Source organism: Lysinibacillus sp. NPDC097162 (genome assembly GCF_044762185.1).
GTDB lineage: Bacteria > Bacillota > Bacilli > Bacillales_A > Planococcaceae > Lysinibacillus.
In genome coordinates this window covers 53,704-78,005 of the sequence record NZ_JBIWDT010000008.1, presented here as the reverse complement: position 1 = coordinate 78,005, position 24,302 = coordinate 53,704, and the positions used below count along the sequence as shown (strand labels likewise).

Below are 24,302 nucleotides of genomic sequence, written 5' to 3'. Positions count from 1 at the left end.
AAAGTGGACGAAACAATGACAGTCCCAACAGAACCAAAAGTGGATGAAACCGTGACAGTCCCAACAGAACCAAAAGTGGACGAAACAATGACAGTCCCGACAGAACCAAAAGTGGATGAAACAATGACAGTCCCAACAGAACCAAAAGTGGATGAAACAGTGACAGTCCCAACAGAACCAAAAGTGGACGAAACAATGACAGTCCCGACAGAACCAAAAGTGGATGAAACAATGACAGTTCCAACAGAACCAAAAGTGGATGAAACTGTGACAGTCCCAACAGAACCAAAAGTGAATGAAACAACGTCAGTGACACCGCCTAAAAATGCTAAACGTGTGGTATATGTTTTAATAGCAGGCTATAACATTGCAATGAGAATAGATGGGGAAAAAGTAACTGATCAATGGGATGGCAGAACACTTCGCTTAGTTAGTACGAAAGACGATAAAATATATTATACAAGAACATTACCAAGAAAATTTTTAGTGAATGATGTGGGAACATATTATATTTACGATTTGACAGATTATGATTTAACAGATTCAGTTCAAGCTGCAAATATTCATAAAACGCTTAAGCCAGCAGGGAGCATTACGATCCATAGAAATGGTCGTATCGCTACTGTTCCTACGTTAAACTATAATTCGGTCACATTTTATGGAAATAGCGAGATGAGCGAAATATTAGCGACTTCGCTTGTTCTATCAGGAGACAACGTAAAAGAGCCATCTATACCAACAAGTGAGGGCAAGACATTTATCGAATGGGTAGATAAAGAAGGAAAAAGATTTGATTTTAGTACACAGCCAATTACTAGTAAAACGGAAATCTTTGCTAAATGGGAAGAACCAACAGAACCAACAGAACCAACAGAGCCAACAGAGCCAACAGAGCCAACAGAGCCAACAGAGCCAACAGAACCAACAGAGCCAACTGAGCCAACAGAGCCAACTGAGCCAACAGAGCCAACAGAGCCAACAGAACCAACAGAACCAACAGAACCAACAGAGCCAACAGAACCAACAGAGCCAACAGAGCCAACGGAACCAACAGAACCAACAGAACCAACGGAACCAACAGAGCCAACAGAGCCAACAGAGCCAACAGAACCAACAGAGCCAACGGAACCAACTGAGCCAACAGAGCCAACAGAGCCAACAGAGCCAACAGAGCCAACAGAGCCAACAGAGCCAACAGAACCAGCTCCTGACGCAGAGCAGAACGAGCTACTGGATAAATGGATTCAGCTTTTAGCACAACAAAATGAGTTGCTAGCTCAACAGAACGAGTTACAAGCGCAACAAAACGAGTTATTAGCACAACAAAACGAGTTACTAGCGCAACAGAATGAGTTACAAGCGCAACAAAACGAATTACTAGCGCAACAAAACGAGTTGCTAACTCATCAAAACGACTAATATAATTCGTAACTAAATTCCTTTTTTATGGCGTGTCGATCCAAGCTATAGATCTGACAATGGGAATAACAATATTTTAAAAAAACCTGTAAGTCATTAAGGAATAAGCTAATTTTTATACGTGAGACAAGAAAGGAATAGACAAAGGTGGTAACTCAATTGATTTCATATAATCGATTACGAATCAAACGGTTATCTGCTCTATATGGAGCGAACCAGTTGCCGACAAAACAACAAAATCAGCAGCAACCAAACCAACAGAATTTGTTGCTGTCCCAACAAAACTACTTGTTATTAAAGCAAAATCATCTATTGACACAACTGTTGACTCAATTATGGAATCCCGCACCGATTCATCCAAATCAGTTGCTAGGTCAGCGACAGATGTATCTACCATTGCAACTAAAACAGGTGTCGATACACAGGAACCGGTTGCTCGCACAACAACGTTATCAGTCGCAAACAGAGTGGACATTTTTGCAGCCGCGGAAGTATCAATTACTGATTTAACGCTAAACAAACAGTTGCCGATTCCATGTTGCTATATATCTCATTGTCTAGACATGCCTATTGTAAACTTGCTCTCCTACAGTTTCGTAAAGCACATGAGGATGATTCTATATTAGAGAATCTCTTTATACAGGGATTTCAGAATGCAAGGTATCAAAATCATAAAGTTTTGATACCTTGTATCTCATATAAGACTAAAACTTCCGTTAGTGTCTCCTTAAACAGCACGACAACACAGAAAATCATACATATTGGATTTCATAACAACAGCTACGATGATAGTTGAATAAGTTCCGAAACGCTTGATATAAAGACAAAGTCGATAATGGCTTTGTTTTTATGTTTTTTTAGAATGTATTTTAGGTATTTAGTTTGAATTTTAGTATATTGATGAAATAAAAAGGAGCTGATTTTTTATGGAAAGATTTTTAGATCGCCCAGAAAAAATACTGATTTACCTTTATTGTAAAAGTGGAAAAGCAAAGATTGATGAGTTGGCAGAACATTTACAAGTTGGACGATCAACTATAGAAAAAGAACTACATTTTTTAATGGAGACACTAAGTAACACAAGTTTTTTTATAAAATCTGGGGAAGTCCATTTGGATATAGTTTCTCCTTCACTTATAGACGATACACTGAAAATGCTATATAAAAATAATATATTTTTAAAAATAATAACATTACTTTTCGAGAAAAATATAAATTCTGTAAATGAAATAACCAATATTTTAAATATGAGCAAATCCACAGTATACCGTAAATTTAAAGTTATAAAAGAATGGCTGCAAGAATATAAACTAAAATTAGTTACTGCTCCAGTGCTAACGATTCAAGGTGATGAAAAAAATATTAGAAATTTGATGCAACAATTTTATGATTTTTATTTATCTCGTTCTTTATCAGAAATAAGATTTTTTAATAAGGAACTTTTTGTGGAGAAAATAGACGAAATTTGTATTTTAAATAGTTTCAATTTGACACCGCAAGGTCTACGGAAATTATCAATTTCCATGGAAATTTTGCATATTAGGAGTCGACTTTCAAGGTATATACAATATGAAAATTTCCCTACTGAAGAAAATTCTCTTTATATAAACATAACGAAAAAGCTGCAATCATTTTTTCCTAATTATATGGACAAAAACACTAAACAATGTGAGGTTATTTATTATGCAACGAATTTATATAACTATTTAATACGAAAGAGAAAGCTCACAATAGGTGAAATTTATTCTTTAAAAGAAACTAATTTGCGTTATAGTATGATTTTTAATTTTTTAGAATATATATCCGAAAATTTTTATTTTGATTTCTCTTCTGATATAAGACTCGTTGAAGGGTTAAGCAGATATACTGAACTCTACTATATTGATTTACGTTTAGGAACTAGTAATAGGTTAAATGAGTTAAGCGGTTACATAAATATTTGTAAAGATCATCCTTTTTATTTTTTAGTAAAAGAAGCAGCTTTAAAGTTATTTAAGCAATATAATTTTCTTCCTGAAATTAAAGAGATTGATATATTTGCGCTGTACTACTTTCTTTCAATCAGTCAACTTAGAATAAAAAAGATTCAAACTGTATCAATAGCTATTATAACGGAATCTGAAATTGAACAAGAAAGTATAACAGAATACTTAACGTTTAAATACGGTACAAATATACAAACATACTCATTGAACCTATACGCTTTCAAAAAAAATATATTTTATCAAGAGTATGATTTGTTAATAAATATGGAAAATAACAATAGTCTTTTCAAAGGCGTTGAAAGCTTGACTATTTCCCCTTTATTAAGTAACGCCGATAAGAGCAAACTTGAATATAAAATAAACGAACTTTTAAATAAAAAAATGACTAAATATACTGAACTAATAGTTTTTTAGCGTAATCTCGATATGCTTTATGCATTGTAAATATCTTAGTGAATTTTTAGAATTCCCACCCCAATCTTAAGATAGATGTAAAAGAACAATTATCCCCTAATTTTTGTTTAATATAATGGCTTTCAATCTGCACTATTTAAGAAAACAGTACACATGGCTAAAAATAAGAAATGTTCACGTTTTTCAAGTTTCTAAATATTATCGAGTTAATAAAACGAAGGACACATAATCTTTGTATGTTTACACACATTAACGATAAAGGAGTGTGACAATATGAATAAAGAAAATGTGCCACCTGAGAAAAGAATGTTTATGAACTTATCAAGTAAAGATAAGCCCGATATGGTTGATTCGGATACCATTAGTATTTTTGACTTGCACGAAGATATGCAAACAGTCGATATCATTCCAATTGAAGAGCTCAATAAAAGGGTGAAAAGAGAAGGCGATGAATTGATTGAAATGCAGCCAGATGAATTATAGAAGGGAATGAATTTGCTTGCCTAATATGAATGAAGAACAGCTTACGGCTTCGGGTACGAATATTAATGATGTAAAACGGAAAAACGCAGAAGCGGGGCTTTCCTATAACGAAGTAAAAGAGCTACTAGCTAGAACTGGTGGGCATGGTACTGCAATGTATAGTGATACAGATAGTGAAGAAGTGAAGGCGCAAAATAATCAATCAATGCGTAATATGTAATAGTTTAGGGAGTGCGAAATTTAACCTGTATTTCGTACTCCTTTTGTTGTACATTACAATCATCGTAGAAAGGAGTGTAATTACATGCAATATGAAGAAAAATGTTGTCCTTTATGTGGGAAAGAAAATCAATGTGGTGTAGCAGAAGGCCAAGATGCATGCTGGTGTATGAACGAAAAATTTCCTGAAGGTATAATAGGGGCAGTCTCTAACGAACCTAAAAAGTGTATTTGCCAAAATTGTTTACATACATATCAAAACATCTAGCTTTTTCTGTTTCATTATCTTGATATTCGGTGGTACAAATGTCTATCGCACAACAACCTACGGGGCATACATTACTCTGAAAGGAGTGTGTCTAATGACCAAACCAATTCCACTTAGTAATGTAACCCAGGCATATTTAGAGGAAAACAAAAGAATAATCAATAAGATGATGCAAGGTATGACCTATGTAACCATAACGTGTAGCATATCGGAAAACTTTATCAAACAAATTATTCCACATCAAATTGCGGCAATTAGAATGTCAGAAAATGTGTTGCAATATACAACGAATATACCTGTTCAAAATTTTGCATTAGAAGTTATACAAACTCATACCGAAATAGTCGAAAGTCTAGAAGCAATACAAAACAGATGCTGTATCGTACAAAATACAGAATATGAATTATATGAATATATGTGCGCATTTAAAGAAATTGCTGAAACGATGTTCCAAGCATTGTGCTCGCCACCAACCTCTAATAGTATCAATATAAATTATCTTCAAGATATGATTATCCATCATCAAGCAGGCGTACGATTAGTACAAAACGTTCAACGATTCTGCATATGCCAAGAGTTAATTCCAATTCTTCAATGTATGATTCAAACATTATGTTGTCAACTTGAAGAAATGCAAAAATTACTTGATGCGCTACAAGATTGTGATTGTTAACAATAAAACGCTAAAATTGTTCGCAATTTTAGCGTTTTATTTTGTTGATAATAGAATTAAATGAATGTGTATCTAAAAATATTAATGTGTTTGAATTTCGCTCCGAGTGGTCTCGTTCCTGCGGGGCTTTCAGCTCAAGCTTTTCGCTGGAGTCGCCACTCTTCGTGATCTTGCTCGTGCTGTTTCGGCAGATGTATCGCGGCTTCCACTCCAATCAACTAGGATTATCTACTATTACAATACTTCTCTCCTGTTAAGCTTTCTGCAAAAGCTTAAATCACTGGAGTCACCACTCTTTGCGGACATGAAAGGCTTCTATTAAAGAAATGAGAGACAGCTGTAGCAAAAGATTGATATTTAAGAAGGTTCTACTTGTCGCACGCTTAGTTGTAATAAAGGATTGCTCTTAAAAGCGAGGTAGGTCGTGGCGACTAGGTGATACTAGTTAATCGTAGCGGAGGCGGTAACTCCTGGGGGACAGCACAGAACATAAGACGCAGGCATTTCGCGCGTTAGCGAGGGTTGCGGCTTACGTTCTGTGCAAGCGGAAAGCATCAGCGTTCTGAGCCTTATTAGTTGCAGTATCTGATTGTTTAAGTAGTTAAATGTGATTAAAGAACTTATGTTGGTTTCTAAGTAACGATAATTTAAATGCCAACTGCATCCTTAGCTTCGCAGGACGATGCGCACATAAAAGTGACCGTTCGCTTGTCACTATCGTAGAGGCACCACTCACGGTGATCCACTACAGAACCAACATTGATGCGATATTGTTTTGCTTGCAACTCAATTGGTTGACCAAAATGAATACGAATTGGCAGCTTTTTATTTTGGCGATAGATTCCTGATTCATGGCTATGTCCGAAAAAAAGAATCTGCTTTTCAATTGAAGGAAACTTAGGCTGCCATGAAACACTCCACTGGAACTGGTGTCCATGAATTAGCATGGCACCTTCAATGTCCATCGTTTCGGGCAATGCAATAAAGCGCTCAATGCCTGTAACGTGTGTAATCCGTTCTTCTTGGTTGCCTCGAATAGACGGGAATGTCAGTAGTTTTTCGAAATCATTCTCTATAATAGCGGCTTTTTGCAAAGGCAAGCCTGATATCGTTTTTGCTTTTTTCTTACTTACTGTACATTCATATAAATCGCCTAATCCTATTATTGCAGCATCTTCTGCTGTTTCTTGTATATGAGCTAATACTGCCTTTGTATCATCAATATTAGAATGTAAATCTCCTAAAAGTGCATACAGCATAATAATCATGCCTTTCATTTTCAAAATAATTTTACAAGTATCATACACCTAACAGAATTTGATAGAAAAGTAATATGTATCAGAATATTTTGTGACACTACTTACATATTTTGAATGTGAGGAAAAATTGCTAACAAATAAGTTGCTTGATAAAATAGTTTGTGTAGTCTAAATTTTCTGAATAATGTTAGTGGAATTCTATTTTAAAGCTTTTAATTACTTTAACAGAAGTTTTCCATTTCTTAACGTGGAAAATGAATGTCAACTATGTTTTGAATGTAGTGGGGCAAGCGTCTGCGGATGTCACAAATTTAAGCGTAGTTTTTGATTAGCTTGAAAACATCGATTCGCTGAGTAACAACTAAAAATGAGGGGGTATATGATGACGATATTTATGACGGATATTTTACAAAAATACGCTACACAGCAACCTGATGCGATTGCAACGATTTATGAAGGTGAAAAGGTAACTTATGGCGAGTTTTATAAGTGTGCAGAAAAGTTTGCAGCCTATTTACAAGAGCAGGGCTATGAGAAAAATGATGTCATTGCGCTATATACACTTAATTCCGATATGTTTTTAATTGCTTACATCGGTATCCAACTAGCAGGTTATGTTGTGATGCCTATCAATACAAAACTTGCAGCACGAGAGGTTGATTTTATCGTCAACCATTCAGAAGCAAAAGGGCTCATTTATGACGAGAGAATTGAAGAAGTACTAGCTGATGTTCCGTATTCATTTCAACATGTGATTGGATTAAAAGATATGAAAGAAGTTATCGAAAACTATAAAGGGCAAAGAAAGATTATACAATTACAAGCAGATGATACGGCTGTTGTAATGTATACGTCTGGTACAACAGGGAAGCCAAAAGGGGTAATGCTGACGCATCAAAATATTGCTTCGACAGCGGATATTTGGTCAGCATCTATGAATATGACAAACGAGGACAGCATGTTTATTTGTACGCCTTTGTTTCATTGTGCAGGACTCCACGTATTTGCGATGCCAATGTTCTTTCAAGGCGGTGCGGTAATTATAGAGGAAAGCTTTTCACCAAAGAATACGTTAGAACAACTTGTAAAAACACAGGCCACTATTTTCTTCGGTGTACCTTCCATGTATACGATGATATTAAATACGCCTGAATTTAAGGATCATTCCTTTATGAATTTACGTTTATTATGTTATGGTGCAGCACCAATGCCATATGAACTTGTGAAGCAAGTTAAAGAAGCTTTGCCGAATGTAAAAGTTCAAAACTTATATGGTCAAACAGAAAATTCACCTGCTGCTACCTCTCTTTTAGATGCAGATGCATTGTCGAAGATTGGTTCAGTCGGAAAAACGTTAGCACAGACAGAAGTACGTGTTGTAGATAGCTATGGAGAAGCAGTGCCAGCAGGCGAAGTTGGAGAAATTTGCGTTAGAGGACCACAGGTAATGAAAGGTTATTTGCGCAATGATGAAGAGACAGCCCGAGCTATTCAAGATGGTTGGCTTTATTCAGGGGATTTAGGGCGGTTTGATGAAGAAGGTTACCTATATATAGTCGATCGTAAAAAGGACATGATAATTCGTGGTGGGGAAAATATTTATCCAATTGAGATTGAGGAAGTATTATATCAATTGCCAGAAATTTTAGAGGCAGCAGTAGTTGGCTTACCACATGAAGTGTATGGTGAAGTACCAAAAGCGTTTGTTGTATTAAAAGAAGGGAAGCTGTTAGATGAAGAGTCTATTTTAGCCTATTGTCGTTCACAGCTTGCAAAATATAAAGTGCCTTTTGAAATTGAATTTTTAGCACAGTTACCACGTAATGCATCAGGAAAGGTGTTAAAACATACGCTTCGACCTAAAATAGCAACATCTTAAAGTATAGGATTTTGTCAATACATTGAAAAGTAGCAGGATAAAATATGAACACCTATTAAATTAGCGTATAATAAAGCTACGACAAATTGTAAAAATAGAATAGAAGATTATGTATTTCTTCGAATGAGATAGGAGCGGAATTTGTCTTGTGGAGTGATTATAAACGCCTTTTAATAGTTAGTATTATGATTATCATGCTACTTTCTGGTTGTAATCAATTAACACAGCAGAGTCGACCAAAGAATCAATTAACTGTTTTGACGGTAGAATTTAATAGTGGTGCACCAATTCCGAGTCTCTATATAACAATGACAGATACGGAGACCGGTAAGAAAATTGAAGAAGCAGTAGGCTCTGAAGAGGGCGAGGCTACTTTTTCAAACCTTGTAGAGGGCAGAGAATATACGATTACGGCAACAACGCTAAGTGGCAAGGATGATAATGGCTATACGACAATTGAAAAATTTACGTATGATGTGACAAAGCCGTATTATCGACTGCCAACGCATTCTTCAAGAGCAGAACAAGAGCTTGCTGTTCCAGTAATCATGCAGAAACCAGAGCTTCCTCAAGGTTGTGAAATTACGGCACTAACGGCTGTTTTAAATTATTACGGCATGGATGTTACAAAGCTTGAAATGGCGGATAACTATTTGCCTAAACAAAATATATATACATCAGGCGGTCAACGCTACGGGCCGAACCCAGCGCTTGCGTATGCAGGAAATCCACGGGATAAGGCAAATGGTATGTACGTCTTTGCAGCGCCTATTGTCAAAGCTGCGGAAGCCGCTATTGCAGATAAGCAGGCAAACCTTCGTGTAACGGATATGAGCGGTGCATCTCAAAGTGAGATTTTAGACCTTGTAGAAGAGGGAGTTCCTGTTGTCGTATGGGTTACGCTTGATTTATCGACACCTAAAACAACAGCGAATAAAGGCTGGATTTATGAAGGTGAAACGGTGAAGCATGATGCGTACTTAAACTTACATGCCGTAGTATTAACTGGTCATTCAGATCAGCAAGTAGTCGTCATGGACCCATTACAGGGTAATGTTTCATACAATGTAGACGAATTTTTCAAGAGCTATCAGGAGTTAAATATGCAAGCAGTAGCGATTCATAAATAAGGATTTTTGCAAACTTCTTATATCTAGGAAAGCTATTGGAGCGCAGTTTTGACTGTAGTAAAATATGTTACACTAATAAAAAAGCTAAAGTGAGTTGAGTAGAATGGCCATTGAGCACGCTTTTTTACCGGTTTTATTGGGCGATGAAATGAATGCTTACGGCATGGCGCGAGCATTTTACGAGTCCTATGGCGTTAAACCACTTGCATTAAATCATACGAATATGGAAAAAATTCAACAAAGTGATTTATTTACTTTTCGTGAAGTAGCAAGATTGAATATTGAAGAACGCTTTGTTGTTGCTTTAAAAGCTATCGCAGAGGAATTTTCAGAAAAGAAATTATTACTGTTAGCTTGTGATGAATTTTATGTAAAGAAAATTGTGCAGCATAAAGATGAATTATCGAGTTTTTTTGTTATTCCCTATGTCGATGAACCACTTGCCAATCAACTATTAAAGCGTGAAAGTATGTATCAGCTTTGTGCAGCGTATGGCTTCCACTATCCTGCAATGCATGTTTGTACGGTAAATGACTATGAGCAATTGACGATGCCATTTGAATATCCTGTTATCATTAAGCCTATGAATATGACGAAGTACGCAAGTTGTATTTTCCCCGGTAAGAAAAAGGTATATACTGCACATAATGAAGATGAAAAAGATGCTATTTTTCACGCAATATATAAGGAATCTGCCTACCGTGATGATTTAATGGTGCAACAATATATTCCAGGTGAAGATGCCAATATGCGTGTTGTAAATGCTTATGTTGGACAAGATCACAAAGTCAAGCTACTATCTGTAGGGAACCCGATTTTAGAAGAGCATTCACCGCACGGTATTGGACGCTATGTCGCCATTATGACGACTTATGACAAGGAACTAATGGATTGTGTTAAAACGTTTCTTGAGGCGCTACAATTTCAAGGCTTTGCTACATTTGATATGAAATATGATGAACGTGATGGACTGTACAAATTATTGAGTATGGAATTACATAATGAACTATCGAATTATTATGTGACAGCAAGCGGCTATAATTTAATGCAGTATGTAGCGGATGATTTTATTCGGGGAAGTAAACAGCAGCTAACATATGTGCAGAACAAGCACCTTTGGACGATAGTGCCTAATGGTGTATTATTTAAATACGTATTAAATGAACAACTTGTAATTGAAGCTAAAAGTTTGATTCGACAAGGTTTAGCAACGGATTCTATTTTTAATTATAAAGATATGAATGCGAAGCGTTGGCTGAATGTAACGCTTGATAATTTAAGCTTCTATCGCAAATATAAGAAATATTTTAACAACAAAGGTCTGTCTAACTCATGAAAAAACAAACTTTAGGTATAATTGGTGGCGTCGGTCCACTTGCAACAATGTTTATCGGCGAAATGATTGTAAGACGTACAAAGGCTACAAAAGATCAGGAGCATGTACATACCATTATTGATAATGATACAAATATTCCTGACCGAACAGCTTTTATATTAGATAAAACAAAAGAAAACCCTGTTCCAGTTTTAATAGAGGATGCAAAAAAACTAGCCTCTGTTGGAGCAAATTTAATTGCCATTCCGTGTAATACGGCACATACCTTTTATGATGAAATAGCACAAGGCTCTCCAATTCCTGTGCTACACATGATTCGTGAAACGGCAAAGCGAGCAAATGATTTAGGGGCAAAGCGGGTTGGTATTTTAGCGACAACGGGCACGTTAACGTCACGCATGTATCAAGATGCATTAGAGGAGTTTGGCATTACACCAGTAATACCAGATGATCAAATGAAAGAAAAAGTGATGGCGATTATTTACGATTATGTGAAAGCTGGTAAGGATGTCACACAAGAAGATTGGCTGCCTATCGAAGAAGCGATGCTAGCCTTGAATTGTGATCGTATCGTACTAGGCTGTACAGAGTTATCAATCGTCAATCGAGACTTAAAATTAAGTGACAAATATATAGATTCATTAATCGTTTTAGCTGAATGTGCTATTTTAGCATGCGGCTATGAATTAGTGGAGTAACATTTGGCTCACCTGTTGTAAAAGGTGAGCTTTTTTAATCCATGTCTAAAAGATTAATGAGTATTGCACAATATATAGAAGGAAAATGCTTGTGCACAGCTAGTGTGTTAAACTAATGTCAAGCAGGATAATAAGGTGGGAATTAACATGTCAGTAATAAATTTATTAAAAGAAGAATTACAAGCAAAATGGAACTTTGAAGAACCGATGAAAATTCAAGAAGAAATGATTCCAGCAATGCTTGAAGGCAAGGATATTGTAGCAGAATCACCAACAGGCTCAGGGAAAACATTGGCTTATGTGTTGCCTTTACTTAATAAAGTAAATGGATCGAAAAAGCAAACACAAGGTTTAATTGTTGCGCCATCTCAAGAATTAGCAATGCAAATCGTCGAGGTCATTCGTGAATGGACAGCGGGTACTGATATTACCGTACAACAACTTATTGGTGGTGCAAACTCTGCACGACAAATTGAGAAGTTAAAGAAAAAGCCAACCATCGTAGTTGGTACACCAGGTCGCTTAAATGAATTAGTGCGTTCGGGTAAATTAAAGTTAAAAGAAATTGAAACAGTTATTTTAGACGAATGTGATCAGCTACTAAGCCGCGAGTATCGCGTTGTGGTGAAATCATTTATCGAAGGGTCAGCATTCGGTCGCCAAGTAGTTGTTGTTTCTGCCACAATTACTGAAGAAATTGAATTAGTCGCAAGCCGTATGATGTTTGAGCCATTACGCTTTAAAATTAAACCTGAGGATATGGTGAAGTTTGGTAAAGTCGTGCATTCGTTCTTGAAAGTAGAAGAGCGTGATAAAACAGACTTCCTCCGTAGACTATCACATACAGAAGGCTTACGTGCCCTTGCTTTCGTCAATAATATCGATCAATTGTTAATGAAAGAAACGAAGCTACAATATCGTTCAGCACCAATTGTGACATTACATTCTGACATGAAAAAGGAAGAACGTAAAAAAGCTTTAGATGCATTCCGTAAAGGAGATGCGCGTGTTTTAATTGCCACAGATATTGCGGCGCGTGGTTTAGATATTGCTGGTTTAACACATGTTATTCATGTCGATGTTCCACGTACAATTGAACAGTATTTGCATCGCTCTGGTCGTACAGGTCGTGCAGGTGCAGATGGTGAAGTACTAACATTGTTATCATACCATGATGAAAAAACGTATAAAAAGTGGACACGTGAGATTCCAGGCAAACCAGTGCAGAAGGTATGGCATGATGGAAAGCTCGTAGAAGGTAATTCAAAAACAATTGGACAAAAGCGAGGGAACTAATATGACATTTGAAGAAAAATTACAGGCATATGCAGAACTAGCGGTTAAGGTTGGTGTCAATATTCAACAAGGGCAATACTTATTAGTGAATACATCAGTGGAAGCTTTAGACTTTGCTCGTCTAGTGGTGAAGGAGGCATACAAAGCTGGAGCTGGTCGTGTTCATGTTAATTTTTCAGATGATGAAATGGACCGTGCTTATTTCGAGCATGCGTCTGATGAGGAATTTAATCGTTTTCCAGAATGGGTTGTTAAAATGCGTGATGAGCTAATCGAACGCAAAGGGGCATTATTATGGATAGATGCGGCTGACCCAGACAAATTAACTGGTATTCCAGCAGACCGTTTATCAACACATCAAAAGGTATCAGGCGCAGCATTGAAAAACTACCGTAATGCAGTCATGAAGGATTTAATTGCATGGACTATCGTCGCAGTACCTTCAGAAAAGTGGGCAGGAAAAGTATTCCCGAATTTAGAAGTTGAAAAACAAGTACCAGCTCTTTGGGAAGCCATCTTTAAAACGGTGCATATTGGTGAGGGGAACGCTGTTGAAAACTGGCGTACACATGTTGCAAATTTAGAATCGCGAGCTGCATTACTGAACAATAAAAAGTATGCAAAACTTCATTATACTGCACCAGGTACTGACTTAACGATCGCATTAGCACCTCAGCATAAATGGCTTACAGGTGGCAGTAAAACTCCTGATGATACTATTTTCATCGCTAATATGCCGACGGAAGAAGTTTATACGTTGCCAATGAAGCAAGGTGTAAATGGCTATGTTAGTAATACAAAGCCATTAGTTTACCAAGGCAATATTATTGATGGCTTTAAGCTTACATTTGAAGAAGGAAAAATTGTTGATGCGAAAGCGCAAGTTGGGCAATACCTTTTACAAGAGTTAATTGCAGTCGATGAGGGCTCATGTTATTTAGGAGAGGTAGCACTTGTCCCGCATGAGTCCCCAATCTCGGCTTCAGAAATATTATATTTCAATACATTATTCGATGAGAATGCTTCAAACCATTTAGCTATCGGCGAAGCTTATCCAACTTGTTTAGAAGGTGGAAGAGATTTAGAAAATGGTCAACTTGAAGCGTTAGGGGCGAATATTTCAGTTACACATGAGGACTTTATGATTGGTAGCGGCGAAATGGATATTGACGGTATTTTACCAGATGGTACTGTGGAGCCAATTTTCCGTAAAGGTAGCTGGGCTTTTTAATAGACTAACGTAAATAAATGTGAGGTGAGCAGATGAAACGACTATTGAGCCTAGTAAGTATAACGGTGCTTTCGTTAACACTTGGTGTTTCATCTGCTTTTGCACGTGCTGAAAATTATGTAGCACTTGGTGATTCATTAGCAGCTGGTCAAACACCATATCAGGAAATTGATGCAGGCTATAGTGATTTTATCGCGATGCGTTTAGGGAAGATGGGACAACTGAGTCACTATACAAAAGAACTCGCTTTCCCAGGCTTCACAACAGCGGACGTTTTAGAGCGGGTAAAATCAGAAGAAGCAAGTGAGGTGTTAGCGAACGCAACACTTATTACGATTTCAGCAGGCGCCAATGATTTACTGCGTCTTGTGCAGGTCAACCCAATGGCTGGTACGTTAGCATTTTCACAGCTTCAGGTAGACTACGCTTTAAATATAGCCAGAAAAAATATAGCGGAGATGTTGGCAGAGCTAAAATTACGTGCACCCAATGCGAAAGTGTACGTCATGGGTTATTATTTTGCCTATCCAAATGTGCATGCAACACAAAAAGAGGGAACGAATGCACAGCTCATGAAGTTAAATACGATTTTAGAGCAACAAGCTGAGCAGGCAGGGATGACTTACATTAATGTCTATGATGCTTTCGGATTGCAAGCTACACAGTTCTTGCCAAATATTGCGGATGTCCATCCAAATTTTGAAGGTTATCGTCAAATGGCGAATGCCTTTTTAAAATCTTATAGTGGTAGTGATATGTTAGCAATCTCTACATCAGAATTACCAAAGCCTAATCCAATGACATTTCAAGAAATATTACAAAAACAGGCAGAGTCCAAGAAAAGGTCAGTAGAAGCAAAACAGGAGAAAGTTTCAACCGTCAGAAACATTCAAGGCTTTATTGGCTATGCTACTTTCATTGAAAAAGCCAGAGCCAATCAACGCTTGCAACTACAACGAATCTAGGACATGAAAGATCCAAAAAGCTGTAAAGTAAAAAAGTATGCTAAGTAAATGAACTGCTTCCTAATTAGGGACAATTCAAGTAACTTAGCATACTTTTTTATTGTAGTGACAGGCACCGAAACAATTCTGAATTTTATGAGTGCCAGGCACCAAAACAATTCTGAAATGCGCGACAGCGAGGGTTGCGGCTTACACTGTGCCCGCGGAAAGCGAAGTGGATTTTTACGAAATAGAAGGTTGAAACATTGCAAGGTGCCCGTGCCGAGTGCTGTAACGAGTAACAGGCACAGAAACAATTGAGGCTTTTTCCATATAAAAGATGTTGTCTTAAAGCAAGAATATAGTTAAATGCATGATAAAATAAAATAATAGAAAAAGACAGGAGGCGCAAATACAATGAAATTATTTCATACAGCCGATTGGCATTTAGGCAAGCTTGTACAAGGGATGTATATGACTGAAGATCAACACTATATTTTACAGCAATTTATGCAAGCCATCGATAAAGAAAAACCGGATGCAATTATTGTAGCAGGAGATTTATATGATCGCTCAATGCCACCTGTAGAGGCCGTTAATTTACTGAATGATGTTTTAGCAGAAATTGTACTGGAGAAGAAAATTCCTGTGTTAGCGGTCGCTGGCAATCATGATAGTGCAGGTCGATTGAATTTTGGTAGTCGTGTAATGCGTGATAGTGGATTACATATAGTAGGTCAGTTCACAAAAGAGCATTCACCTATTGTACTAACAGACGAATTCGGTGAGGTCCATTTTCATCTTGTGCCGTTTGCAGAGCCAGCTTCAGTCCGTACTATGTTAGAAGATGATACGATTCAAACACATCAAGATGCAATGCAAAAAATTATCGCACATATCAAACAAACGATGGAAACAACAAAGCGTAATGTTTTTATTGGACATGGCTTTGTGACGAAATACGGCTATGAAGAAGAAAACACGAGTGATTCAGAGCGTCCACTATCTATCGGTGGGTCTGATTGTGTGGATGCAGCGCTATTTAAACATTTCAACTATACGGCACTGGGGCATCTCCATAAAGCCCATTTTGTATTGAATGAATCGATTCGATATGCGGGTTCTCCCTTAAAATATTCGTTGTCTGAACATTTACATGAAAAAGGCTTTTTAATTGTAGAACTAGATGCAAGTGGAAACGTAGAAGTCACTAAACAAAAACTTGTGCCAAGACGTGATCTACGAGTGGTAGAGGGCTCGATGGACGATTTATTAAAACTACCACCATGTGATGATTATGTTTTCGTACGTTTAACAGACGCCACACCAGTCGCTTCACCGATGGAGCGAATTCGTACAGTATTTCCTCATGCGATGCATATTGAACGAAAAGCGTCACGAATGCAAGAAAACCATGAAATACAAGCAATTGAAATGGAAAAAGTAGAGGATATTGATTTATTCCGAGGATTTTATGCTGATATTTTGGGTGAACAGCCTGACTCAGAAACTGAACGTTTATTTATAGAAATGCTACAGGAATTATTAGAAGAGGAACGGGAGGCAGTTCGATGAAACCACTCAAGTTAACTATTACTGCTTTCGGTCCTTACAAACATACAGAAATTATTGATTTCCAACAGCTTGGTGAATATCGGTTATTTGCTATATCAGGAAAAACAGGTGCTGGTAAAACGACTATTTTTGATTCCATTTGTTATGCACTTTATGGATCAGGAAGCGGAGAAGATCGTCAGGATACAGCGATGCTTCGAAGCGGTTTTGCTGCAGATGATGTTTACACTTCAGTGGAATTGGTTTTTGAAATGAGAGGTAAAGTTTATCAAATTGTACGTCAGCCGGGCCATATTAAAGCAAAAAATAAAAGTGTTACAGGAAAAAAAGTCGAGTTAGCAGAAATGAAGGATGGTAAATTTGACTTTAGTATTGTGGAAAAACAGCAAACAAATGAAGTGGATAAAAAGTTGCTGGAGATTATAGGACTAACAAAAGATCAATTTAGTCAAATTGTAATGTTGCCACAAGGAGAGTTTCGCAAACTTTTAACTTCAGATTCAACCAATAAAGAAGTGATTTTACGTAAGATTTTTAAAACGGATCGTTTCAGTGCAATGACAAAAAAGCTAGATCTAAAAAGAAAAGAAGCAGAAAAGGATTTAGAACGTGCCCAGCAATTAAAAGAGCATTTACTTGGACAAATTGCAGGCGTTTTACCACACAGATCATCAACACTATTTACTTGTATAAGCAATAATACCGACAATATGCATCAGCTAAAAAATGCCCTTGAAGAGGAGCAATTCTTTTATAGTGCTAGTATACGAACGGAACAAATGCGCTATGAAGAAGCTTATGCAAATCATCAAAAAGAACAAGAATATTACAGTATGGCAAAGGCGCTCAATGAACAATTCGATCAACAGGCACAACGACAAGCACGTTTGCAATTGTTGATGCAACAACGAGAAAAGTATACAGCTATGGAACAGGAAATACAGTTAGCAGAGCAAGCAAATCGTCTCATTATGCTTGAACAACAGTGTGTAGATTTACGGACAGAGCAAAATCGAAAAGAACAACTTTATCAGCAAGCTACAATTAATCACCAAAATGCAGTGGAACAACTGAAGAAATCGCAACAATTGTATACAGAGGAAGAAGCAAAAGAGCCTGAGCGTCAGCAAATATTGCAACGCGAAATAGAGCTATTAGCATTAGTGCCGAAATTTGAGGCATTTGAAAGTAATCAGCAGCAATTAGAAATAACAGAACAGCTTGTCGAAAGTTCCAAGCGTGCAGTAGCTGATAATCTTCATATTTTAGAAAAAGAACAAATGCAAGTTCGACAATTAACAGCAACGATTGAGCAATATGAAAAACAGATGGAACCATATGCAGGCTATTTAGAACAGCTTCCATTACTGAAAGAGCAAGTAACACTTTTAGCTCAAATTGAAAAATATGAGCGAGCGATTGAAGTAGCTGAGCAAGCTGTTATTAATGCACATCAACAATACAAAGAAAGTAAGCAAGCACTGCAAACAAAAGAGCAACAATGGATTACCGGTCAGGCAAGTATATTAGCAGCTAAGTTAAAGGACGGAGATCCATGCCCAGTTTGCGGTAGCACAACACATCAACTAACACATAGAGAACCGTTAGAAGTAGTAGATGAAGCGGAGCTAGAATCTTTACGAGCGATGACCAATGCAATTGAGCGTAAATATTTGGAACAAGAGGCGACGTTAAAATCGACTAAAAAACTGCTTCAAGAGGCAATTGAACAAGTAGATGCTTATCATATTTCAGTAGCTGATCGATTAGAACTGACAACTTCTTTACACGCTATTGAACAACAAGTGACTGTTTTAAAAATAGTGAATGACCAACTGTCCGTCGCGCGAGCTAAGCTAAAAGGGCAACACGAAAAAAATGAACAGCTACAACAGAAACAATTACAATTAGAGCAACATTTTGCAGAGCAATCGAAAGAATTAATAAAACAGCAAGCGATTGTAGAAGAACAGCAAAAGCAAATACCCGAACATGTACAGTCATTACGAGCTTTAAAACAAACGATTGCAGATGTGGGATCACAAAAAATGGCGTTACAGTCAGCTTGGAACGCAATACAACAAAACTTACAAACGACTAAGGAAGCAACAAATAAAGCATCAATGGCAGAAGAACTAGCTAAAACCGCATATGAGGAATTGCTAAATAAACTGAATGACAAGCGTGAACAGTTTTTAGTAAGCATGAAAGATGTTGGTTTTGCAACGTATGAAGATTATGCTGCTGCAAAGCGTAGCGTTAGTCAAATTGATGATTTACGTAAAGCATGTCGTGATTATGCCTTACAATTACATTCCTTACAGCAACAAATGGAGGATGGAGCAAAGCATCTTGAAGGAAAAGAAAAGCAAGATCTAACAGTATTAGAAGAAAAGCTTGAGATGCTCCGTGCCACATATGAAGAAGCATTTAAAACCTTACAACAAACGCAAAGCTATGCAAAGGCATGTGCAGACTTTATTGTTAAAGTAGAGGAAACGGCAAAGGAAATCCGTGTCCTTGAAAAAGAAGCAGGTCGTGTAAAAGAGCTTTACACAGTGTTGAATGGTCAAAATCCGAAAAAACTTTCCTTTGAGCGGTATATTCAAATTAATTATTTAGATAAAATCACTGCGGCAGCAAATATTCGTTTATTCCATTTATCGAATGGACAGTTTGAACTGCGTCGTTCCGATCGGTTAGAGAAACATGCGAAGCAAAGTGGGCTTGGGTTGGATGTCTATGATGCGTATACAGATCAATTAAGAGATGTCAAAACATTATCAGGTGGGGAGAAATTTAATGCATCATTAAGTCTTGCATTAGGTATGGCCGATGTAATTCAAAGCTTCCAAGGTAATATTCGTATTGAAACAATGTTTATTGACGAGGGCTTCGGTTCATTGGATGAGGAAGCGTTAAATAAAGCGATTGATACGCTAATTGATTTACAAGACTCTGGAAGAATGATTGGTGTTATTTCACATGTAGCCGAGTTAAAGGCTGCTATGCCGGCAGTATTACACGTTGAAAAAACGTTGAGCGGACATAGTACAACACATTTTGAAGTAAAATAAGTGCCAGTCACTCAAACAATTCTGAATTCTTAGGGCACTGGGAGTAGGGTTAGACCCCAAAAAAGTGCCAGTCACTCAAACAATTTATGTATAACAAAGTAAAAACCTACGAAGCCTCCTGCGGCTTACAGATTGTTGCGCAGCAGGAAAGCGAAGTGGGTTTTTACGTTATAGGAGCCCATTGGCTATTATTTTTTGTGTGTCGTTACGTTTGGAGTTGTTCCTTTTTTTGCTGCGACCACTTTTTTGACAATCGGAATAACGATGGGCGCTAATTTTATAGCAGTTTTAACTACTTTCGATACTTTCATGAATACGACAGCTCCTTAGTACTAAATTTTAACGAATAACTCGTACAGCTTGGACAATATTCCAAATGACTATGCCTAACGAAACGAGTAAATAAATACCAAAAGATACAAACCATATGATAATAAATGTATTCCCATTAGACGAAGGATCAAACGTGTTTAATGACATAGTAGAAAATATAAAGACGATAAAGAAAATGATACCAAAGACAAACGGTATTAAATGAGAAATAAGTGCTTTGATGGAGTGTCTCTTGACATCGCTATCTTTTGACACGAAATAAACGATTAACGGAACGATAAATGGTGCAAAAAAAATACTGAGATAACTAAAGGCAGATAAAATTTTTGGATTCTCCATAGTAGTCCCTCCTTTTTAATTATTTACGCATAGAAAACTCGAAAGTTTCAAAAAAATTAATGTTGAAAAGGTTGTAATTGCAAAAGTGTTTGCGTACAATGAGGGTGTTCAACAAAAAAATTAGATGTAACGACCACAAGGGGAGCTGATGATGTCAGCTGAGACTGGGCACGTAATGCCTTTACTCTTCGAACCTGTAAGTTAACGCTTGCGTAGGGATGTGGATAGAAACCGACACTTTTACGATGTGAGGCTCTGTCCTGGCATCGTTTTTTTATGCCGGATTGACATGCATATCAAAATGATTTCTATTCCTGCTCTTGTATCCTACATCGGAACAAAGGAGAGAATAATAATATGGACAAAAAAAGATTACTCATGCTGGTGGAAATTGCAATTTTCGCAGCGGTAGGACTTGTACTCGATCAAATTTCCTTTAAAGTATGGGCACAAGGTGGCTCGGTAAGCTTAGTAATGGTACCAATCATCTTAATAGCATTTCGTTGGGGCCTCTTATCAGGACTCACAACCGGGCTATTGATTGGTGTTATGCAAACAATGTTTGGTGCTTATATTGTGCACTGGCTTCAAGGATTACTAGATTACGGGGTAGCCTTTACCGTAGTAGGTTTAGCGGCAATCGTTCGTGAACCTGTATTAAAAGCGGCAACAGCTTTAAATAAAAAGAAAATGGCCGTTTATATTGTCATTGGTACGTTGTTAGCTGGATTCCTACGTTATCTTGCGCACACATTTGCAGGTGCAGTATTCTTTGCAGAGTATGCAGGCGAGCAAAACGCATGGATTTATTCAATCATTTACAATGGAACATACATGCTTCCAGCAACAATTTTAACAGCCATTGTTGCTGTGCTATTATTTACAGCTGCGCCACAATTAATGCAGCGAAAATCTTAAACACTATAAGACTGTCCTAAAAGAGAAAATAGTATGCTAAGTGTTACTTAGTATGCTATTTTTTTTATTATCCAAGGTTTCCACGTTATTTGGTCAATATTTTTTAGCCGAAGAACTTCAAAAAAGGCCTGATTATTATTTGCATGGTACTTATGAAATAATGTTAGCATAGAATAATTAAAGCGTTTGGCGTTATGGACATATAAAGTTATGTTATATTAATGAATAGATATTAGATGAAAGGGACGTTAAAAATGATTGTAAAAACGCAAGAAGAAATTGAAGCCTTTAAAAAAATTGGTCGCATTTGTGCAGAAATTCGTGAGGCAATGAAGGAAGCTACAAAACCGGGTGTGACAACACTTGAATTAGATGAAATTGCAGGCCGCATGTTTGCTGAAGCAGGAGCTATTTCTGGTCCTAAAGGAGAATATGATTTCCCAGGATACACTTGTATTAGTGTCAATGAGGAAGTTGCCCATGGTATTCCAGGACAACGTGTTATACAAGAAGGGGATATTGTAAATATTGACGTATCCGGTTCACTAAATGGCTATTTTGCAGATACAGGTATTTCATTTGTAGTAGGGGAAGGTTACGAGGATAAAGAAAAACTTTGTCACGTAGCAAAAAGTGCCTTTGATCGCGCTATGACAAAAGTAAAAGCAGGTTCTAAATTAAACCAAATTGGGAAAGCTGTTGAGCGTGAAGCTTATGCAAATGATTTAACTGTTATTATGAATTTAACAGGTCATGGATTAGGTCGTTCATTACATGATGAGCCAAACCATATTTTAAATTATTACGATGCTTGGGATTCAACAATTATGAAAGAAGGTATGGTGCTAGCAGTTGAGCCGTTTATTTCTGCGAAAGCAGAACATATCGTTGAAGCTGGTGATGGCTGGACATTTATTACACCTGACAAATCATTAGTTGCCCAAATTGAGCATTCAATTATTGTTACAAAAGATAAACCAATCATTTTAACTTCATTAGATGAAGCATAAAATAGCCAAGTAATAAACAAGGCTAAATGAAAAACCTGCTTACCGATTTATTTTCGGTGAGCAGGTTTTTTTTTGACAAATCGGATACCAACGATTAGGACGCCACATAAAAATAGAGCCGCTGTCGTCACAAGTAATTCATCAAGTTGATTATGGAATGCAATGCCAATATAAGCCCATATAAACACGCTAGGATAAACAATATCGAAATGATAGTAGCGAATATGTAAGGCGATGGCTACACCGATTGACAGTAAAATAACTGCCCAAAGTGGGTTACTAAGTCCAAAACCATGCCATTCATAAGATGTTAGCGTAAAACTTGCATTTGTCATCATGATAAATGTAGACCAGGCAAAATAAATTGAAATGGGCAGACGGCCAGTTAAAGCATTATTTGTATGCGGATAAGTATTGTAAAGGATAAACAAGTACAATACTAAAATTACAGAACAACAGAAAAATACGATGAATAATTCATAATGCCAAAATAAGATAGAGAGCGCCTGTAAAATGCATACATTGCTAAAGAGAACAGTCTGTTTAATAGATGTCTTTTGAAAATTCATAACTAACCAATATGCGAGTAAAATGTAAATTAATATCCATATCATATAACTAATATTAATAGGTGCAAACATTACGGGAAAACGATTTGAGATTTCTAACGAAGATTGACCATTTATTTTTATGAAATAGGATGAAAAGGTTAGGATGAGTGAGACAATAAAGGTTATTGTCATTAAAATAAACTTAGGCAAGGATTCCTCTCCCTTCGTGTTAAATTGTATAGGGAAAAGACAAATAAGTATATGACTGTCACATAATATCTATTTTATTATAGCGGAAAACCCTTACAATGTATCATATGAATTTGCATTAAAAAATCTACATTTTACCATTTGAATATGCATCCAAATATTTCTTTAGTACAATAGAAATAACCAATTTGAAGGAGTGGAATTTTTATGGCTCAAAATCTTAAAAATCTTGACCTATCGATTGAACTAGATAAAAAATTATATAAAAAGAAATTAAAAGTACTTCAATACGAAATGTTAAATGCACAGCAATTTTTACTAAACAATAAAATCGGACTTATTCTAGTATTTGAAGGAATGGATGCAGCAGGTAAGGGTGGCGCCATTAAACGTCTAATTGAACGTGTAGACCCACGAGGTTACATAGTCCATCCAATTTCAGCTCCACAGCCTCACGAACTACGCTATAACTATTTGCAACGCTTTTGGAGAAAGTTACCGCAACATGGACAAATCGCTATATTCGATCGTTCTTGGTATGGAAGAGTGCTAGTAGAGCGTATTGAAGGATTTGCAAAAAAAGATGAATGGTCTCGTGCTTATGAAGAGATTAACAACTTTGAAAAGATTTTAACTGCTGGAGACTACATTATTATAAAATTTTGGTTACATGTGTCAGATGAAGAGCAGTTAAAGCGTTTTAATGAGCGAGCGCAGGATCCGTATAAATCATGGAAGTTAACGGATGAAGACTGGAGAAATCGTGAGAAAACACCTGAGTATATAGAAGCGGCAAATGAAATGTTTGCAAAAACAGATAAGAAAAATGCTCCTTGGATTTTGGTGGCAGGAGACGATAAAAAACATGCACGAGTACAAGTGTTACAAGAAACACTTGCACATATTGAACGCGAGGCACAAAAAAGAGGTCTACATCTATCGAATGTTTTAGATAAGTCCCATATAGAAGACGCTGAATCATCAAGTATTGAATTACAAATACATTCTAAAAAACAAGTAAAAACAAGTAAATAAATCGACCGATGCTGTGATAA

The 24,302-nt window shown here is 36.9% G+C and carries 23 protein-coding genes and 1 riboswitch; of the genes, 18 read left to right on the top strand and 5 right to left on the bottom strand.

The window, feature by feature from the left end; translation table 11 throughout:
- A partial coding sequence (locus tag ACIQXW_RS22035) for a coiled-coil domain-containing protein (protein WP_483869810.1) occupies positions 1-1,419 on the top strand: 1,419 nt, incomplete at its 5' end.
- A 184-nt stretch (positions 1,420-1,603) separates the two neighbouring features.
- On the opposite strand, the gene ACIQXW_RS22030 is transcribed toward ACIQXW_RS22035, so the two are convergent.
- A complete protein-coding gene (locus ACIQXW_RS22030) occupies positions 1,604-1,939 on the bottom strand; it encodes a hypothetical protein (RefSeq protein WP_402765549.1) in 336 nt (111 codons plus the stop codon).
- Positions 1,940-2,345: 406 nt separating this feature from the next.
- Here ACIQXW_RS22030 and ACIQXW_RS22025 point away from each other — a divergent pair, with 406 nt between their 5' ends.
- The 5 genes from ACIQXW_RS22025 (at position 2,346) to ACIQXW_RS22005 (ending at position 5,461) form a co-directional block, all read left to right on the top strand.
- On the top strand, positions 2,346-3,818 hold the full coding sequence (locus tag ACIQXW_RS22025; RefSeq protein WP_340822285.1) for a helix-turn-helix domain-containing protein: 1,473 nt from the start codon (positions 2,346-2,348) through the stop codon (positions 3,816-3,818).
- Between the two features lie 273 nt (positions 3,819-4,091).
- On the top strand, positions 4,092-4,301 hold the full coding sequence (locus tag ACIQXW_RS22020; RefSeq protein WP_340822287.1) for a hypothetical protein: 210 nt from the start codon (positions 4,092-4,094) through the stop codon (positions 4,299-4,301).
- A 25-nt stretch (positions 4,302-4,326) separates the two neighbouring features.
- Positions 4,327-4,521: a gamma-type small acid-soluble spore protein gene (locus ACIQXW_RS22015; protein ID WP_402765662.1), complete on the top strand. Its 195-nt coding sequence runs from the start codon at positions 4,327-4,329 to the stop codon at positions 4,519-4,521.
- 84 nt (positions 4,522-4,605) lie between these two features.
- Positions 4,606-4,788, top strand: coding sequence for a cysteine-rich CWC family protein (locus ACIQXW_RS22010; RefSeq protein ID WP_340822288.1), 183 nt, complete (start codon positions 4,606-4,608; stop codon positions 4,786-4,788).
- A gap of 94 nt (positions 4,789-4,882) precedes the next feature.
- Positions 4,883-5,461, top strand: coding sequence for a DUF305 domain-containing protein (locus ACIQXW_RS22005; protein WP_340822289.1), 579 nt, complete (start codon positions 4,883-4,885; stop codon positions 5,459-5,461).
- 647 nt (positions 5,462-6,108) lie between these two features.
- On the opposite strand, the gene ACIQXW_RS22000 is transcribed toward ACIQXW_RS22005, so the two are convergent.
- Positions 6,109-6,720 (bottom strand): metallophosphoesterase family protein, encoded by a 612-nt coding sequence (locus ACIQXW_RS22000; protein ID WP_402765659.1) that lies wholly within the window; start codon positions 6,718-6,720, stop codon positions 6,109-6,111.
- Positions 6,721-7,102: 382 nt separating this feature from the next.
- Between ACIQXW_RS22000 and ACIQXW_RS21995 the strand changes: the two genes are divergently transcribed.
- From ACIQXW_RS21995 to ACIQXW_RS21955, 9 genes are all read left to right on the top strand, one after another.
- Positions 7,103-8,599, top strand: a complete 1,497-nt coding sequence (locus tag ACIQXW_RS21995; protein ID WP_402765656.1) for a class I adenylate-forming enzyme family protein — start codon at positions 7,103-7,105, stop codon at positions 8,597-8,599.
- 146 nt (positions 8,600-8,745) lie between these two features.
- Complete coding sequence (locus tag ACIQXW_RS21990) at positions 8,746-9,729, top strand: C39 family peptidase (RefSeq protein WP_401021852.1); 984 nt, start codon at positions 8,746-8,748, stop codon at positions 9,727-9,729.
- Positions 9,730-9,832: 103 nt separating this feature from the next.
- Positions 9,833-11,065 carry a carboxylate--amine ligase gene (locus ACIQXW_RS21985; RefSeq protein ID WP_340822292.1) on the top strand — a complete coding sequence of 411 codons (1,233 nt, stop codon included), beginning with the start codon at positions 9,833-9,835 and terminating at the stop codon, positions 11,063-11,065.
- Positions 11,062-11,763, top strand: coding sequence for a cysteate racemase (gene cuyB / locus ACIQXW_RS21980; protein WP_340822294.1), 702 nt, complete (start codon positions 11,062-11,064; stop codon positions 11,761-11,763). The genes ACIQXW_RS21985 and cuyB overlap by 4 nt, the downstream gene beginning before the upstream one ends.
- A 147-nt stretch (positions 11,764-11,910) precedes the next feature.
- On the top strand, positions 11,911-13,059 hold the full coding sequence (locus tag ACIQXW_RS21975) for a DEAD/DEAH box helicase (RefSeq protein ID WP_340822296.1): 1,149 nt from the start codon (positions 11,911-11,913) through the stop codon (positions 13,057-13,059).
- A 1-nt stretch (position 13,060) separates the two neighbouring features.
- Complete coding sequence (locus ACIQXW_RS21970; protein WP_402765545.1) at positions 13,061-14,290, top strand: aminopeptidase; 1,230 nt, start codon at positions 13,061-13,063, stop codon at positions 14,288-14,290.
- Positions 14,291-14,322: 32 nt separating this feature from the next.
- Positions 14,323-15,255, top strand: coding sequence for an SGNH/GDSL hydrolase family protein (locus ACIQXW_RS21965; RefSeq protein WP_402765542.1), 933 nt, complete (start codon positions 14,323-14,325; stop codon positions 15,253-15,255).
- A 396-nt stretch (positions 15,256-15,651) separates the two neighbouring features.
- Positions 15,652-16,809, top strand: coding sequence for an exonuclease SbcCD subunit D (locus ACIQXW_RS21960; RefSeq protein ID WP_402765539.1), 1,158 nt, complete (start codon positions 15,652-15,654; stop codon positions 16,807-16,809).
- Positions 16,806-19,886, top strand: coding sequence for an AAA family ATPase (locus ACIQXW_RS21955; protein ID WP_402765536.1), 3,081 nt, complete (start codon positions 16,806-16,808; stop codon positions 19,884-19,886). The genes ACIQXW_RS21960 and ACIQXW_RS21955 overlap by 4 nt, the downstream gene beginning before the upstream one ends.
- Before the next feature lie 188 nt (positions 19,887-20,074).
- On the opposite strand, the gene ACIQXW_RS21950 is transcribed toward ACIQXW_RS21955, so the two are convergent.
- A complete protein-coding gene (locus ACIQXW_RS21950; RefSeq protein WP_255639590.1) occupies positions 20,075-20,197 on the bottom strand; it encodes a hypothetical protein in 123 nt (40 codons plus the stop codon).
- Positions 20,198-20,225: 28 nt separating this feature from the next.
- The gene (locus tag ACIQXW_RS21945; protein ID WP_340822305.1) at positions 20,226-20,558 is read right to left on the bottom strand and encodes a magnetosome magnetite crystal formation protein family; all 333 of its coding nucleotides are present in this window, start codon (positions 20,556-20,558) and stop codon (positions 20,226-20,228) included.
- A 128-nt stretch (positions 20,559-20,686) separates the two neighbouring features.
- A riboswitch (TPP riboswitch) is annotated at positions 20,687-20,794 on the top strand.
- A 121-nt stretch (positions 20,795-20,915) separates the two neighbouring features.
- Here ACIQXW_RS21945 and thiT point away from each other — a divergent pair.
- Together thiT and map are read left to right on the top strand one after the other, a co-directional pair.
- A complete protein-coding gene (gene thiT / locus ACIQXW_RS21940) occupies positions 20,916-21,476 on the top strand; it encodes an energy-coupled thiamine transporter ThiT (RefSeq protein ID WP_402765533.1) in 561 nt (186 codons plus the stop codon).
- Positions 21,477-21,730: 254 nt separating this feature from the next.
- Positions 21,731-22,486: a type I methionyl aminopeptidase gene (map, locus tag ACIQXW_RS21935; protein WP_340822308.1), complete on the top strand. Its 756-nt coding sequence runs from the start codon at positions 21,731-21,733 to the stop codon at positions 22,484-22,486.
- 47 nt (positions 22,487-22,533) lie between these two features.
- Here map and ACIQXW_RS21930 read toward each other — a convergent pair whose 3' ends face one another.
- Entirely contained in the window at positions 22,534-23,247 is a 714-nt protein-coding gene (locus ACIQXW_RS21930) for a hypothetical protein (protein WP_401021832.1), read from the bottom strand.
- Positions 23,248-23,454: 207 nt separating this feature from the next.
- Here ACIQXW_RS21930 and ACIQXW_RS21925 point away from each other — a divergent pair, with 207 nt between their 5' ends.
- Entirely contained in the window at positions 23,455-24,282 is an 828-nt protein-coding gene (locus tag ACIQXW_RS21925) for a polyphosphate kinase 2 family protein (protein ID WP_340822311.1), read from the top strand.
- Positions 24,283-24,302: the final 20 nt, after the last annotated feature.

Bases quoted from the DNA above. Each gene is read 5' to 3' on its own strand.
- thiT (WP_402765533.1), top strand. From the start codon at position 20,916: ATGGACAAAAAAAGATTACTCATGCTGGTGGAAATTGCAATTTTCGCA.
- ACIQXW_RS21950 (WP_255639590.1), bottom strand. From the start codon at position 20,197: ATGAAAGTATCGAAAGTAGTTAAAACTGCTATAAAATTAGCGCCCATC.
- ACIQXW_RS22005 (WP_340822289.1), top strand. From the start codon at position 4,883: ATGACCAAACCAATTCCACTTAGTAATGTAACCCAGGCATATTTAGAG.
- ACIQXW_RS21985 (WP_340822292.1), top strand. From the start codon at position 9,833: ATGGCCATTGAGCACGCTTTTTTACCGGTTTTATTGGGCGATGAAATG.
- ACIQXW_RS21995 (WP_402765656.1), top strand. From the start codon at position 7,103: ATGACGATATTTATGACGGATATTTTACAAAAATACGCTACACAGCAA.
- ACIQXW_RS21945 (WP_340822305.1), bottom strand. From the start codon at position 20,558: ATGGAGAATCCAAAAATTTTATCTGCCTTTAGTTATCTCAGTATTTTT.
- ACIQXW_RS22000 (WP_402765659.1), bottom strand. From the start codon at position 6,720: ATGCTGTATGCACTTTTAGGAGATTTACATTCTAATATTGATGATACA.
- ACIQXW_RS21975 (WP_340822296.1), top strand. From the start codon at position 11,911: ATGTCAGTAATAAATTTATTAAAAGAAGAATTACAAGCAAAATGGAAC.
- cuyB (WP_340822294.1), top strand. From the start codon at position 11,062: ATGAAAAAACAAACTTTAGGTATAATTGGTGGCGTCGGTCCACTTGCA.
- ACIQXW_RS21970 (WP_402765545.1), top strand. From the start codon at position 13,061: ATGACATTTGAAGAAAAATTACAGGCATATGCAGAACTAGCGGTTAAG.
- map (WP_340822308.1), top strand. From the start codon at position 21,731: ATGATTGTAAAAACGCAAGAAGAAATTGAAGCCTTTAAAAAAATTGGT.
- ACIQXW_RS21960 (WP_402765539.1), top strand. From the start codon at position 15,652: ATGAAATTATTTCATACAGCCGATTGGCATTTAGGCAAGCTTGTACAA.
- ACIQXW_RS22020 (WP_340822287.1), top strand. From the start codon at position 4,092: ATGAATAAAGAAAATGTGCCACCTGAGAAAAGAATGTTTATGAACTTA.
- ACIQXW_RS22010 (WP_340822288.1), top strand. From the start codon at position 4,606: ATGCAATATGAAGAAAAATGTTGTCCTTTATGTGGGAAAGAAAATCAA.
- ACIQXW_RS21925 (WP_340822311.1), top strand. From the start codon at position 23,455: ATGGCTCAAAATCTTAAAAATCTTGACCTATCGATTGAACTAGATAAA.
- ACIQXW_RS22025 (WP_340822285.1), top strand. From the start codon at position 2,346: ATGGAAAGATTTTTAGATCGCCCAGAAAAAATACTGATTTACCTTTAT.
- ACIQXW_RS21955 (WP_402765536.1), top strand. From the start codon at position 16,806: ATGAAACCACTCAAGTTAACTATTACTGCTTTCGGTCCTTACAAACAT.
- ACIQXW_RS21965 (WP_402765542.1), top strand. From the start codon at position 14,323: ATGAAACGACTATTGAGCCTAGTAAGTATAACGGTGCTTTCGTTAACA.
- ACIQXW_RS22015 (WP_402765662.1), top strand. From the start codon at position 4,327: ATGAATGAAGAACAGCTTACGGCTTCGGGTACGAATATTAATGATGTA.